10 protein-coding genes are annotated in these 14,987 nt (G+C 55.3%); 3 read left to right on the forward strand and 7 right to left on the reverse strand.

All coding sequences use genetic code 11. From position 1 onward, the window contains the following. Nucleotides 1-3: 3 nt before the first annotated feature. Nucleotides 4-1,065 carry an epimerase gene (locus SH573x_RS07865; protein ID WP_479353947.1) on the forward strand — a complete coding sequence of 354 codons (1,062 nt, stop codon included), beginning with the start codon at nt 4-6 and terminating at the stop codon, nt 1,063-1,065. Between the two features lie 33 nt (nt 1,066-1,098). On the opposite strand, the gene SH573x_RS07870 is transcribed toward SH573x_RS07865, so the two are convergent. The 3 genes from SH573x_RS07870 to SH573x_RS07880 all read right to left on the reverse strand — a co-directional run bounded on the left by SH573x_RS07870 (nt 1,099) and on the right by SH573x_RS07880 (nt 6,038). Further along, nucleotides 1,099-2,913: an ABC transporter ATP-binding protein gene (locus tag SH573x_RS07870; protein ID WP_479353948.1), complete on the reverse strand. Its 1,815-nt coding sequence runs from the start codon at nt 2,911-2,913 to the stop codon at nt 1,099-1,101. Between the two features lie 66 nt (nt 2,914-2,979). Further along, on the reverse strand, nt 2,980-4,623 hold the full coding sequence (locus SH573x_RS07875; protein ID WP_479353950.1) for a glycosyltransferase family protein: 1,644 nt from the start codon (nt 4,621-4,623) through the stop codon (nt 2,980-2,982). Nucleotides 4,624-4,646: 23 nt separating this feature from the next. Continuing rightward, nucleotides 4,647-6,038 (reverse strand): glycosyltransferase family 2 protein, encoded by a 1,392-nt coding sequence (locus SH573x_RS07880; RefSeq protein WP_479353952.1) that lies wholly within the window; start codon nt 6,036-6,038, stop codon nt 4,647-4,649. 491 nt (nt 6,039-6,529) lie between these two features. On the opposite strand from SH573x_RS07880, the gene SH573x_RS07885 reads away from it, so the two are divergent. Further along, complete coding sequence (locus SH573x_RS07885) at nt 6,530-7,939, forward strand: PAS domain-containing protein (protein ID WP_479353954.1); 1,410 nt, start codon at nt 6,530-6,532, stop codon at nt 7,937-7,939. A gap of 176 nt (nt 7,940-8,115) precedes the next feature. Here the strand turns inward: SH573x_RS07885 and SH573x_RS07890 are convergent, their stop codons facing one another. Next, nucleotides 8,116-9,486, reverse strand: coding sequence for a Gfo/Idh/MocA family protein (locus SH573x_RS07890; RefSeq protein ID WP_479353955.1), 1,371 nt, complete (start codon nt 9,484-9,486; stop codon nt 8,116-8,118). Nucleotides 9,487-9,946: 460 nt separating this feature from the next. Here SH573x_RS07890 and SH573x_RS07895 point away from each other — a divergent pair, with 460 nt between their 5' ends. Further along, a complete protein-coding gene (locus SH573x_RS07895; protein WP_479353957.1) occupies nt 9,947-10,171 on the forward strand; it encodes a hypothetical protein in 225 nt (74 codons plus the stop codon). Nucleotides 10,172-10,301: 130 nt separating this feature from the next. Here SH573x_RS07895 and SH573x_RS07900 read toward each other — a convergent pair whose 3' ends face one another. The 3 genes from SH573x_RS07900 to SH573x_RS07910 form a co-directional block, all read right to left on the reverse strand. Beyond that, nucleotides 10,302-11,357 carry a M14 family metallopeptidase gene (locus SH573x_RS07900; protein ID WP_479353959.1) on the reverse strand — a complete coding sequence of 352 codons (1,056 nt, stop codon included), beginning with the start codon at nt 11,355-11,357 and terminating at the stop codon, nt 10,302-10,304. 398 nt (nt 11,358-11,755) lie between these two features. Then, nucleotides 11,756-13,180, reverse strand: coding sequence for a hypothetical protein (locus SH573x_RS07905; RefSeq protein ID WP_479353960.1), 1,425 nt, complete (start codon nt 13,178-13,180; stop codon nt 11,756-11,758). Nucleotides 13,181-13,192: 12 nt separating this feature from the next. After that, complete coding sequence (locus SH573x_RS07910; protein ID WP_479353962.1) at nt 13,193-14,980, reverse strand: DUF1549 and DUF1553 domain-containing protein; 1,788 nt, start codon at nt 14,978-14,980, stop codon at nt 13,193-13,195. Nucleotides 14,981-14,987 lie beyond the last annotated feature (7 nt).

The raw sequence follows: 14,987 nt of genomic DNA on the forward strand, positions 1-14,987 counted from the left end.
TTCATGAAAATCGCTATCACGGGTTCAAGTGGTCTGATCGGCCAGGCCTTGGCCAGGCACTTGACCCGCACCGGTCATGAAGTCGTGCATTTGGTGCGGCACGAGCGCCAAGCTACCGATCCCCTGCACTGCTGGTGGGATCCTGAGCGTGGAGTAATGCAACTCGACAAGCTGGCCGGTGTCCCCGTGTTAATACACTTGGCCGGCCGCAGCATCGCCGACCGCCGCTGGACCCGCCGCGAGAAACAACTGATCTATCAATCACGCGTCGCAGCCACTGAGTTACTGTGCGCTAGTGTCAGTCAGTTGGCCCAACCGCTGGAATTGATGGTCTGCGCCTCGGCAATTGGCATCTATGGGGATCGCGGGGATGAAGTGGTGCAGGAGGCAGATCAAGATTCATCTAAGCTAGTTGGTGGTAGTTTAGGGGGACATAAAGAGGCACACAGGCTGGAAGCCTATGCCACAGACAGGCTGGAAGCCTATGCCACAGACAGGCTGGAAGCCTATGCCACAGGGGAACACAGGCTGGAAGCCTATGCCACATTGATGGGGGTGGAGTTCTTGGTGGAGGTTGGCAAGCGATGGGAGGCGGCGGCGGAAAAGGTCATGGCTAACGGGACGCCGGTCGTGTTAACGCGATTCGGTGTCGTGCTGTCACCTGAGGGCGGAGCACTGGCCAAAATGTTGCCGCTGTTTCGTTGGGGATTGGGTAGCAATCTAAGTAGTGGTCGACAGTACTGGAGCTGGATTGTCTTGGAAGATGTAGTGCGAGCCATCGATTGGATCATCCAGCGGCGATCGCACTATCAAGGCTCGACGGCCTATAACTTGACCGCGCCCAATCCAGTCACCAATGCGCAATTTACGCAACTGTTGGCCCAACGTCTTGGACGCTATCGCTTCTTGCCAGTGCCTGCATTCGCCTTGAGATTAGGGTTAGGAGAAATGGCCGATGCAGCTCTACTGTGTAGTTGCCGTGCGGTCCCGGCCAGATTGATCAGCGAAGGTTTTGAATTCAATGCGCCAGAATTGAAAACCGCTTTGGCCACGCTTCAACTCTAACACCCTAATCCCGAATTGGATGTGTCCACGTGCTTATACCGCCACATGTCGCAGCGGGCTGTATCGAACATAGGTTAAGTGCCGATAGAGATCTGATCGCTGCAGCAGTTCACTGTGCGAGCCCACATCGGCGATTTGATGTTCGTGCAGCAGAATGATTTGATCGCATTGACGCAGCGTGGTTAGTCGTTGAGGTAACAGCAGCGTGATCACGCGATGGTTCACTAGCGCGCGAATGGCCTCGATCGTCTCTTGTTCGACTTTGGCATCGACGCGGGCCGCTGGCTCTTCCATCACTACGATAGAAACGTCGCGTAAAATGGCCCGCGCGATTCCCAGTCGAAACGGTGTATCAGGCAAGAATCGATCATCGCCTGGGGTAATCAACGTCGCGGCTGCATCGGGCAATCGTTGGACAGCTTCGACCACTTTGGCGGCCCGCAGCGCATCCATCAATCCGACAGCCTGCGAGGGCTGGCCATCGTTCATCACATTCTTTTCCAACGAAGCCGTCACTAGTGGACCATTCTCGGATACCCACACGCCCAGTTGCTTGAATGCCAGGGGTTCGATATCCGAGACTGAGATATCGTCCAGGAGCATGCGACCACTGACGGGTCGACCGATGCCTAGCAGCAGTTCCATCAGGGCCGAGGCCTGCAAGCGCTGAGTCGCCACGATACCGAAGAGCTGGCCAGGCACGAATTTGGCTGAGATGTTCTCGAGCAGTTTGCGGCCGCTACTATCTTGAACGGTGACATGTTCCAAAGCGATCTCACGCGAGACTCGCTTGAGTTTGCGGGCTTCCAGCACAGGCAAGCCATCGGCTGGCAGCGACAGAAATCGCACCAGGTCCTCGGTCGCCGTTTGCACTCCGCGCAGTTCGCGAGCGCTGCGCTGCAAACGCGTGGCGCTCAGTGCCACACCGCCGCAGGCAAACACAAAGGTCAAACAACCTGCCAGCGTTAAATTGTTTTCGGCCCGCAAGATCTGGATCGAAACCAAGAACACAAATAAGCATCCCAGCGCGCCACCCAAGGCCACCACCAGCGGTGTCTTCCAAGCGCTACTAGCCAGGCTACGCACGGCTTCTTTGCGATAAGCTTGCAATTCTTCGTGGAAATTATTTTGAATCTCTTGCTCGCTCTGCACCGATTCCAAGAGTGGCCCTTGCAGCGACAACGCCATCACCTGCGTGCGGCGCTGGGTGGCTCGTTCGCGAACAACTGGCAAACGCGTGCGTCGATAACGATCCAGGGTACGATACACCAAGATGACAATAGCGGCGGCTACGATCGTCAGCGCGGTCAGCAACGGCGTAATTAAGAATGCCAGGATCAAGCAAGTGATCAACTGCACGAAGTGCCTCGGAGCGGCCCGCCACCAACGGCTCAGGCTGGCGCGCACGCGCGGTAGATGATATTCCAATCCATCCACCAGTGCCGTTTGTTGGCCCGAGAGCGTGCGCACAACTGCGAGCTTGCGCGAGTGATTCCACAGACGCTCCATCACGGCGGCCTCCAGGCCCACTGCGACTACTTGAATGCGACGATAGAACATGAACAAGCAAATCACTTGAACCAACACGATACCGAGCGCAATCAGCAACGTCAGCCCGACTTGCCCCAAGCGGCTCAGATCCGTGGGCAACCATAGTCGCAAGTTCGGCAGGAATTGACCAAAGGGCTTGGTGGCCTCTGCGTTGCCTAAAATATCGACAACCACACCACACAATACAAACACCACCGGCACCGTGGCCGCGGCGATACTACCTAAGATGCTCGCGCCAATGAGACTGGGCACTCCGCCGACTTGATCCAAGAGCGCCTTCTGTTGACGTGATATCACTGCAAGTTCCCCGTTAACCGCCGTAGGTACCGATTTCGCAGAAATCGTTCTACTGGCAGTTTAATCCTAATGGCTCTCGAGAGCGAGGAGTGGAGCCAGATGGGGATGGTCGAACTCGTCCAACTGCAGGATCCAGACTTGACGACCAGCGTAATGGCTAATGAGCTGCTGATCGAGATCAGGCCGCCATGAGCGTGCCCAGACAACCGGAGCCAGTTCCAGATCAGCTCCGTTGTAGACCCATTCGTCATGCACGTTGTGATCGGGATGGTACCGCACCAAGATCAAGTGCTGATCGCCTTCTGCCATCAGACGTTCAACCAGTTGCTGGCGATCGTCGGCCCAAGTCAGCTGGCGACGATTGGCACTAAGCACTTCGCCCAACAAGAAAGTTGATTGGACAACGATCAAGCAGCCCACGGCCAGGCGTACGCCGTGGCGATCAGTCAATACGCGTTTGATGAGCCAAACAAAGCTGAGCATCGAAAGAATAACCAGCCACACCAGTGAGGGCGCAAAGTAGTGCGAGTAGTACCAGGGTACAAAGCTCCCAACCAGCAACGCCAGTCCTATCACCAACGCTAACTGGCGGTGAGGGCCGCGACTGACCACGGACATGAGCGCTATGGGCAAGCACAACAGCATGCCCCACAAACTGGATACGACATGCAACCTTTCGGCGATCGCTCCGCACCATCCAAACAGGTGATTGCGCTTCCGATAACTCTCCAGCGACCAACCGTAGTGAAAGGCCAGCACGGTGGGCGGAACGTCGGCTGACCACTCGGTCATTTGCGGCTGCTTGGGTGGCTGGAAAATATTCAGCGGAGCCACGCCATACTGAATTTCATGAAGCTGATAGGGCAAGCAAGTCATGCGCCCCGTAGTCGCTACGTTATGTGCGGCCATGAGTACCAGCGCTGCCACGATTGGCGCGGTCGACCACATTATCAAACGTGGCACATGGAAGCGCAGTTGGCTGAGCAGCCCTTTGCGCCACCAGAACAGCAACAAACTTGCACAGCAAATCGTGAACAGCAGTCCTTCGAATGGACGTGTCAGCGCCAGACCGGCGATGCCTAGCCCCAGGGCCAAATAGGTTCGTCGATAGGCTTGGGTACAGTTGGACTGAGCCACCGCTGCCCGTCTGCGCAACCGCAAGATGCCACCAGCTAACAACGCACCACACGCGGCTGTCAGCCAACCGTTCATATAACCGAGCGACCATTGATGATGCACACTGGGACTGATCGCCAGCAGTAGTCCGGCCATCAAGGCCCAACGCCGCGGCAAACAACCCGCTGCCGCCCAGGTGATACAGGTGGCGCACAACGCCGCGCCTAACCAAATACCAGCTGCTGGCGTTCCAAAGACCAACCAGCCAAAGGCCAGCAGCGCTCCAGGACCAAGCGGATACTTCGAAGCGTAGCTGGGATTAACCAATACGTGAAAGGACTGAAACGGTTGCCAGATCGCAGGTGCTGGATTGGCCAGTCGTCCATGCAATAGAGTATCGGCCAGCAGAATGTTGGAGAATTCATCGTGCAGCGAAGGAGCCGGCACATGACGCCAGCTAAAACTGTATGAGATCAAGCCACACAGTAGGCCAACTGCCAATACCGATAATGGCCAGCGATATGGCCATTGGCGCCCAGGCAACGAAACACCTTGCTCAGTCTCTGGCGGTAGTGTTGGTTGCGGGCAATTCATCAATACACTCGATCACGAGGGCCTTAGCGCCGCGCCATGCGGAGCACGCTCAGCAGAAAGCTACTGGCTGCCATCTGGACACCCAGCGCAATGGCACCGATGGCCGGAATCATGCATTTCATCGTCGCCGAATAATCCAGTGGGCCAAAGCCTGCACTGGCCCAACCAAACGCTGTCCAACTTACGACGCCCAGGCCACCGAGCACTAGCAGTCCAGCCGCGCTCAAACAGCGTTCCAGCGTAAAGACGTGTGAGAGTTTTTCGAGTCGATTGTCGCGAGGCAGCAAACCTTCGCCACTGGCAAAGGTCTTGGCTAACACTGCACAGGAAATCAGTTGAGCAGCTACCAGCAAGGCCAAGGTCGCCACGAGCAACGTGTGGGCATCGAATACGATACCAGCCAAGTTGACATTCATCAGCGCCAGGGTCGCAGCCACGGCACCCAGGCCACCCAGGATGGCACCTGGTACCGCAAACGTCCAGCGCGGACTCTGCAGCAAGTAAAACCGTACGGTGCGCCATCCGTCGCGGAATGTTCGCAGATGGGGACGATGCAGCGTACGACCGTCTTGATAAAGAGTGATCGGTAGTTCCGAAATGCGGGCACCAAAGAGGGTGCTCTTGATGATCATTTCGGTGGCGAATTCCATGCCCGTACAGCGCTGGTCCAATCGCTTATAAAAATCTTTACGAAACGCGCGCATGCCACAGTAAACATCGTTCACCGGTGCACGGAACATTTTCTGAACCATCCAGGTCAACCAAGGGTTGCCCCATTGATGCAACTTGGGCATAGCACCTGGCATAATGCGTCCGCCACCTTGGGGCAAACGACAGCCTTGCACCAGGTCTGCGCCTTCGCACAATCGCTCGTAGAACTTGGGGACGACCGTGAAATCATAGCTATCGTCGGCATCACCCATGACAATGAACTTGCCCCGCGCCGACTCGATGCCGGCCATTAGGGCAGCCCCATAGCCGCGCTGGGTAACATGCACGACGCGCGCCCCGAGTGATTCGGCGATCTCGACCGATTCATCGCGACTGCCGTTATCGGCCACGATAACTTCGCCAGCGATCCCCAGTTTCTCCAGTGCGTAGTGAGCTTTGAGTACGCAATTGCCAACCGTTTCTGCCTCGTCCAGGCACGGCATGACAATACTCAATTCCAACTCATCGGTAGTCGCAGCCGTCAGGTCGTTGGCAGTACCTTCCACTTCCGCACGTTCAGCCACCAGTGTGCATGGCTTGCGCGGAACATCCAGTCCGTCCAGCATTTGATCAGAAGCTAACAAGTCGAGCAGTTGGTCGAATTGCTTTTCCAAGCGATCAACCACCGGGTCGCGACCTTCAATGGGCAGCGACAGCTCAACAGGAGCCGAATCTTGTTTCCAACTAGTGCGCGAAGTCGACATCAGGTCGCTCGATTTCTGTGTACATTGCCTTGAGTTTTAGCAAGGGATCAAGCAAACCTAAGTCGACCAGAGTGGGTGTCAAACGACTATGGCTCGCGAATGATAACCTTTTATGCCGACTGTTCAGCCTGGGCAGGTTGTACCACCTGCCCTAGTGTGGCATAGGCTTCCAGCCTGTACGCGGCCACACTTTTAATGGAAGGACACAGGCTGGAAGCCTATGCCACATTAGGCTGGAAGCCTATGCCACACTGGGGCCAATAGGTGGAGTGTGGCATGAACTCGCCGATTTCAGCTAAGTCGCGAAGCGCAACTAGTCGATGAGCTACTTTTGCAGGAGTCCAATGCATGTTTAGGCGGCATGCATTCAAGATGATTTCAATCTGGCCCCTCTCTTGATTGATCGCTTTCAGCTGCCGTGTTGCCGACTCCTGCACTTAGGTCAGCCGGCGGAACCTGCTATTTAACTTTGCGTATTGAGGGGTACTACTTTGGCAAAACGCAGTTCGATCGAGATTCTCGATCAAGAGCGAGTATTTAATATCGACGAGCTTTTCTTTTCGATAACGGACAAGAAAGGGATCATCGAACAAGGCAATAATGTCTTCACTCGCATCTCAGGTTACAGCGTCGAGGAGATAATCGGTGCGCCGCATAGTATCCTGCGACATCCCGATATGCCGCGCGTCGTGTTCAAATTGTTATGGGATACGATTGAGGCCGGCGAAACGATTGCCGCGTATGTAAAGAACCTGGCCAAAGATGGCCGGTTCTATTGGGTATTGGCCATTGTTATGCCCACTGATCGCGGTTACCTATCGATTCGCCTCAAGCCGAGTAGTCCGCTGTTTCCAATCGTACGCAACATCTACGCCGAATTACTGACAACCGAACGCTTGATTGAGACTGAGCCCAAACGCCGCGCCGAAGCGATGGTAGCGTCGGCCGAGCGGCTAAATAACCTGCTCGCCTCACATGGCTTTCGCGACTACAAGTCATTCATGCAGACGGCTTTGTCCACCGAGATGAGCGCACGCCACCAACTGATTTCGTCGGATTGGTATCAAGCGAGATTGACAACTCGCTTTGCATCCAGCGATTACGCGGAAGCCGAACGTATGCGAGTGATCGTTCATCACTTTGCAGAGTTGGACAACAATTTACAGAACTTGTTCAAGTACTTGGACGAATTTCGATCGATGAACGTCATGCTGCTGGACAAGTCGCAGTCAATGCTCGAGAACGCAGCTACCATTCGCCTGCTATCTCTGAACGCAACCGTCGCCGCCAATCAACTGGGGGCCCGCGCCAACACATTGGGTGTCGTCGCAGAATCACTAGGCGAAGCCAGCGTCAATAGCGAACAGGTCATCGTCGAAATGTCGCGCGACATGAACGCGCTGGTCGATTCTCTGTCGTCATTAATTTTTGAAGTCGCGGCCATCAAACTGCAGAGTGAAGTCAGCAATCACTTCTTGCAAGAGATGCAAGATTCCGAAGACCGCAGTGGCGATGTCACCGCAAGCCTGTGTACCCTGGTGTGCGAAGTCAGCAAACGTACGTCGCTCGTTTACGAACAGCTCAGCAGTAGCGAAATGGCGTTTTCCGTCCTCCGCAAACGTGTCGAACAATTGTTACGCAACGTTCAAACGTTACGCTTTGTGCAGTTCGCTGGTCTGAAAGAATCGGTGTCACTGAATGGGGCCGATGCCTTTGCAGTGGTGTTCGAAGAAGCCAAGCTGCAGATCGATAAGACTCGTAATGAATGTGATCAGCTAGCTGAACGCGTCGAAGCCAGTCAAAAGCATATTCGCTCGATCCGCAGTGCCCGTAGCGAAGTCCTGGCTCACACGGCCGCCATGACTACTTGGACCGAGTCTCTACCCAGCCTGTTCGGTTAAATTGCACCGTAGCCGAAGTCGCCAGACTTTGGAAGCGTCACCAATCGATTTCCAATCTCTGGCGAGATCGGCTACGAAGAACTGTTGTTAGGTTAACGAAGATGGCACTGGCCATTGATTGCCAGTGCCATCCAGAATTCCGTGAAGCTCATGGTGCGCCACTGCGCACAGATTTCCTACAGCGTGTAGCCTTCGCGATAGGCAGGCTTGATCAAAGCGTCGTAAGCGTTGGTGCCTTTGACTGCCAGGTTGGCTTGGTCCCATTCCAGTTTAGGACTTTCTACTGGCGAGCCGTCTTCTTTGCTTTCGCCGGCGGCCCATACGGCCAGGTTGCCCAGCAGAATCACTTCGGTCAACTTGCCCGCATACTCTTGGAAGTTCGACCAGGCTGGCTTGCCACCCTTGATCGCGTTGACCCATTCCTTGAAGTGACCAGGCGAACGTTCGAATTCGACTTCCATCGGTTCTGAATCCGTTTGCCAATAATATTCAGCGCCGTAATCGTCAGGCGAGAAGATCTTGCCCTTGTCACCTACGATCAGCGAACCGGAGTTCTTGATTTCGGTGAATTCTTGATCGCCAGAACCGCTCTTCCACTTACCTGCCAACAACTTGGCATCGGCTTTTTTGCCGCCGTCGTACCAGAAGACTTTGCAGGCAGGGCGATTGGCAGTAGCGCCGAAATCGAACTCGATGATCGACCAACCTGGGAACGTCTCCTTGTTGTGACCTGAGGTCGTCGCTTTGACCGCAATTGGGTTGACCAGTTCGCAACCAGCGAAGGGCATGTTCATGGTATGGCAAGCCATATCACCCAGAGCGCCGGTGCCGAAGTCCCAGAAACCGCGCCACTTGAATGGATGGTAAGCGGCGTTGTAAGGACGCATCTGAGCACAGCCGATGAAATGTTCCCAATGAATACCCTTGGGCACTTCTTCAGCGGCTGGACGCGGCAGGCCTTGCGGCCACACCGGACGGTTGGTCCACACGTGCACTTCTTGAATTTTGCCGATGAAACCACCCTTGATGCGCGCGGCCGCTTCACGCAAGCCCGACTTCTCGGAACCTTGGTTGCCCATTTGTGTGGCCACGTTCTTTTCTTTGGCCAGATCCGCCAGGCGACGAGCTTCCCAAATGGTGCGCGTCAGTGGCTTTTGACAGAAGACAGCTTTGCCCATCTTCATCGCGGTGCCAGCGGCCACAGCGTGCGAGTGATCGGGCGTGCTGACGGTGACGGCATCGACCTTGTCACCCATCTTCTCGAGCATTTCACGGAAGTCATGAAACACGGTCGGGTTGGTCTTGAAACGCTTGATTTCCTTCTCGATCGTGGAGTCATCGATATCCGTTACAGCTACCACGTCACCTGCGCGATTGGCATCTTCTGAATCGCTGGCACCTTTGCCACCGATACCGATACAGGCGAATTGAACACGCTCGATCGCGCTATGGCTCTCGCGTGGAGATACTCCACCCAGTGCCCAATAACCGGCGCCGATAGCAGCCGAAGTCTTAACGAACGCACGACGCGAAGGCTTGGTCGTCATAGAAATTTCCTTCAAAGGATTGGTGGGTGGGCGCTCAAGTTACTACGGCTCGAAACCAACAAAAGTTGCCCAGACTTTCGTCCAATGTAAACGGCGAGCTGTGACAAGGGAACATCCGACTGGCGGGACCCTCAAGTATAGTCACCCAATTCTTACCCTGGTAGCTGGAGTGCGGCAGAGTATGTGGCATAGGCTTCCAGCCTGTGGGTGGCATAGGCTTCCAGCCTGTGGCTAGGCAGATTGATTACTGTTTCTAGAAATTAACCACACACAGGCTAGAAGCCTATGCCACACACAGGCTGGAAGCCTATGCCACGCTGACCCCTACAGACGGTATTTTGCTGGACCCTGTCAGGATTGGGCTGGTGCTGGGCCGACAAACAATGGAGCGGTGTTTCTTAGACCGATATGAGAGGCTTGGGCAAACGTGTGGCGTGCATTCTTCATGGCGATAGGCACAATGCTCTGCATTCTGGGCGTCGAGTGCTTGCTGATCGATAGTGCCACCTTGGCCGCCGAGCGTCCCATGCCCGCGGTGCAAGCACCCGCCTGGTTCAATCCCGAACCCATGTTTGACCCCAGCCGCATCATTCATCCGCCCGAATGGATTGCCTGGAGCTTGCTGGCTTGCGGAGCAGTCGTGCTGCTGTACGCCGTCTCGCTGCCCAAACGTTTTGGCACTTAATTGGACAGTGCCACTTTCCACTCTCGGTAGCCACCGTCGCCAGACGGTGGACTCGGCGGGCTACGTAATCCACCGCTTGAACGCGGTCGCTACCTGAAATCGCCAGATTCTGAAGTAGCCTCTCACACATTTAGATTTCAAGCTTCAAGTTAGAGATCTTCAGCTGCTCCATCAGGTAGCCAACGCAATCCAGGCGGATGGCATCCAAGCTGGTGGTCAACATCGATGGCAAGGCATCGCGTCTCAAGCGCAGGGTGCCATCGTGATCTAGTTCAAAGTAAGCATCGGTGACATCCAGCGCCGCTTGATCCGTTACTGACAAACACTCCGTCAACGGCCGCAACAACTGCCCAAGTTCGGTGCCTTTGGTTAGCCGCGTAAAGTTCATGCGATCCAAGTCGGGTCGCAAAAAGATATCGGTGTCGCTGCGACTGGCAAAGCTGAGCGTGGCTTCTGGTCGCACTCGCCAAGTAGCGACCGTGTGATACAGCTCCACTTGCTCTGCCACAGGTGGCAGCAGCGCGCTCAGATCGCCTTCACCCAAGTTGATAACGCGCTGAATCAGGTCGGCAGCCGCATGTACGCCACCGAGGTCACCGATGGGACCACACTCGCAAGTGATCGACGGGCACAGAGGCATGAAGGCTTGTGTCTGTACACCCGTGGGACGCTGGAAGTAGAGAGCGCGATCGCTGAACATCCCAGCCAACTGCAAATGCGCAGTTTGCAGCGAACAGATACAAGCGTAGTAGGGATTGCGTCCCGAGTTATTGTGGATATCGATGCTCGCCGCCACGCGTTGCTGAGCCATCTCGGTCACTACGCGTTCCATCAGGCTATGTTCGGGGCCACGCGCCAGTTCCGATCCAAACCAGACGCGATTGAAATCGAGCTGATGAGGCAATGTGCGTTTCGTTTCACTGGCCGCAAATACATTACCCACAAAGATCGATAACGCTCGAGGCAGACGCGTGTGAACGTAAGTAGCCATCACTTGTTGGATAGCCTTTAGTCCAACATCTTCGTCGCCATGCAAGAGGATCGATACAAACAACGGGCGAGGCTCGCGACCTGGCAAATGAATCAGCGTGGGATTGGGTAGCACTTGCCTGATCAGGACCGCCGGCACATCGTTTAATTCGCCAGGCCAGCCCTCAAGTATATCCAGTTGCAATTCGTCAGTCATACACCGCCGCCAGCCAATTTATGCGCCCTTGCATCCTATCAATCTTATTCCTCCTCGTTCTTCTGCTCGAGTAGGAGTAGGAGTAGGAGTAGGAGTAGGAGTAGGAGTAGGAGTAGGAGTAGGAGTAGGAGTAGGAGTAGGAGTACGAACCATGCACGTGTTTTCTTGACGCGCAAAGTATCTTCATGCTTCCCATTTATGCACCGGTTTTAGCGTGGCGTGGTTAGTCAAATAGTTCTGCAACACAGCCGCCATGCCACCAGGATGCTTGTCATTCCAACTCCTACTCCTACTCCTACTCCTACTCGAATCGGTTCGAATCGGTTCGAATCGGTCTGTTAGCACAGCTATCGATTACGAGCAACCATCCCCGCATTTACTTGACGCATAAAGTATATTCACACTTCCCATTCGTGCACGGGTTTTCGCGTGGCTTGGTTAGTCAAATAATTCTGCAACACAGCCGCCATATCACCGGCGTGCTTGTCATAAGCGTTCAATTGCCACTGGGAAGCCGTGCGGGCGGTGCGGGTGCGCGCGTACAAGACCTCCAGTGTGCTCTCGATCAGCTTGTCATCAACCTCTAGCTTGTTCAAACCCTCGCGGGTCATTGGTAACCAACGTTCCAGCAGCAAGTCTTGCAGACTGCTCGACTTTCCCAGCCAACTCACTTGGGCAGCCAGTCCGTGCCGCGCTGCCTCATAAAAGTTAGTCCGCGCCGTTGAGAACTCACACTGCATCTCAGGTGTCTGCGTTTCGGAACCCTGCGTGTAGTTGGCCACAGCATACGCCAGTCCGAGCGAAAGGGCTACATTGGCAAACATATCGACGGCGGTGGGCCCAGCAGACATGACGCGATGTTCGATACGGACGTGCGGCGTGCCGTCGGTTTCGAATCCAATCAAGGGTCGATTCCAGAACCACAACGTGCCATTGTGGAGCCGAACATGAGGTACACGCTCGGGAAACTCCTCCAACTCTACTGGCAAGATGGCCGGATAGTCGGCGACTTTTTCTTCAAAGAGCGACAGAAAGTCGCTAGGGGCATATGATTTTCCAAAGGTCACGCGGGGTGGTCCGCCACCGGTATCGACAGCTTGTTCAAAAATCGGAATCCGCGTATCGTGCCAGAGCCGCCGACCGAAAACCAAGGGTGCGTTGGCGGCCAGCGCCACAGTGGCTGCCGAGGCGATGATAAACGCATTTAGATAACGCGACGCATCTTCTAGGGCTACCTTCAAATGAACCTGCAACGAAGTGGCTGCCGATTCGAGCATCACGTCTTGATGCACCAGTTCCAACCGATCGATACCATCGACTTGCAAACTCAGAGGCGCTCCATGCCGCATGCGCACGACCTGTTGATTGAGCGCTGCGAACCGCGAGCGCGGCGTCATGTTCTTGATGCATAACATGTCTTGAGAGACGGTCGGCAGGATACCAATACAAGTGATGCGTCTGTTCAGCTGCGATGCTCGCTCGCCACACAGTTGCCAGGTTTGCAGTAATTCGCTCTGCATGCGCTCTAGTCCCAGACCGGCGATCGGTTGCGGCTGGACGTTCAGTTCAAAGTTAAACTTGGCTAGCTCTGGTACCACAAACTCGTTGGCGAGTGACTCCAGGAATTGACCGTTATCCGGCGAAGGCGTTCCATCGCTTTCGATCAGCCAGGCCTCCAGTTCCAAACCGGTCGTCATCGGCCCGGTGGCAAACTTGCCTTCACGCTGCCAGCGTCGCAGTTGCTCCAGTTCGACCGCCATGCGTTTGCCAAAGGCTGTAAAGTCCTGGGCGTCGAAGCGGACTTTAGCGATGTCTTCACCCATAGCTGTAATACTTCAGTCAAGCGTTAGGAATTCATTTGAATTCAACAAAGCCAAAGCCGCGGCGGTCAGTCCCGATTGACGATCGTCGAAACCAGTCAGCAGCTCTTCAAGCAACTGCCGTTCCTCGGCATTGGGCGCTCGCGACAAAGTCTTGCGCCACAGCAGATCAGCTGCAGCTTGGTTATCGCTGGCTAGGAGCTCCCGTGCCAAGGTGTCGGCGGTATGCAAACTGAACTGGCTGTTGAACATCAGCAGGGATTGAGTGGCAGTGATCGAACTGCCACGCTGGGCGCAACTGGCCCCGGCATCGGGTCGATCGAAACTTTCAAATACTGGATAACGTAGATTGCGCCTGGCGAATATGTAAACACTGCGCCTCGCATGATCAGCGGGCGCGTCGCTGGTCTTCCACTGACCGGGTAGAAGCGCGGATCGAAGCTCTTCGGGTAGCGCAGGCATGACACCGGGTCCGCCCTGCTGGCGATCGATGGTGCCAGCCACCTGCAACATGGAATCACGCAACACTTCACCCGTTAAACGTCTGCGCGGGTAGCGACTGAAGAGTCGATTGTCTGGGTCGCGTTGCAGTCGCTGGTGCCACTGCACGGCCGCCTGCTTTTCGGAGGGCATATGCGATGCGGCGCGGTAAGTGGCGGACAATAGAATGCGACGACGCAGCCACTGTCGACTCCACTCATGCTCGCGCAAATGGACAGCCAGGTAATCCAGCAGTTCAGTGTACCTGGGCTCGTCGCCCATGAGTCCTAAATCTCCCGGAGTAGTTGATAGGCCTGCGCCAAAGTGATCTTGCCACAAGCGATTGACTTCTGCGCGCAACGGCAATGGATTGGTGGCAGTGCATATCCAGTCCGCTAATTCCAGTCTGGGATGAACGGAGGTGGAAACAAGTTGGTTGGTCTGGTCATCGGTTGCAATCCGCGGCAGGCCCAGAGACAGCGTTTCGGTGGCATGCCGATGGTCGCCGCGATGATAGAACCTCGCGGGCTCAAGTGTTGGTTGCTCGATCATCGACGCCCAAGGTTTATCGCGTTGTAACTGCGGAACACCGCTGGCCAGCACGCCGCGCAAGCGATAGAAATCGGCTTGACTGATGGGATCAGTCTTGTGATTGTGACAAGCCGCGCAGCCCAATTGCATTCCTAACACGACTGCTCCAACCGTCCCGGTCATTTCATTTAACAGGTTGTGACGGCGTTCGGTTTGATCATTTAGGTCGGGCATATCGGGTCCCGACAAACAAAACATGGTTGCGATACTGGAGGCGGGATCGGAGCTGAGGAGATCGCCGGCTAATTGCAACCGCAAAAACTGGTCATAAGGCATATCGCTATTGATGGCGTCGATTACCCAGTCGCGATAGCGCCACGCTTGGGGACGGACCTTATCGTGTTCAAAGCCATCGGTCTCAGCATAACGTGCTAGATCGAGCCAACGTTGAGCTTGATGTTCGCCCAGCGAAGGCGAAGCCAACAGTCGATCGACTTCGCGCTCATAAGCATCTGGCAGTAGAGCGTTGGCTTGAAGTCGCTCGATCGATTCCAGAGTGGGTGGTAAGCCAGTCAAGTCGAACGTTACTCTGCGCAGCAGATGCAGCGGTTCGGCTGGAGGTGCCAGGTCAAGCTGCTCTTTGGCCAATTGCAGCGCGACAAATGCATCGATGGGGCCACGCAAGTTGTCGCTCGCGCTCGGGACAGTTACCATGGGCTCGACCAGTGGCATAAATGACCAGTGCTCGCGATCGCTGGCAGTTATCGGTGGTTCACCTGCAAGTGAAACCACTGAAGCG

Source organism: Rania fehmarnensis (assembly GCF_056494185.1).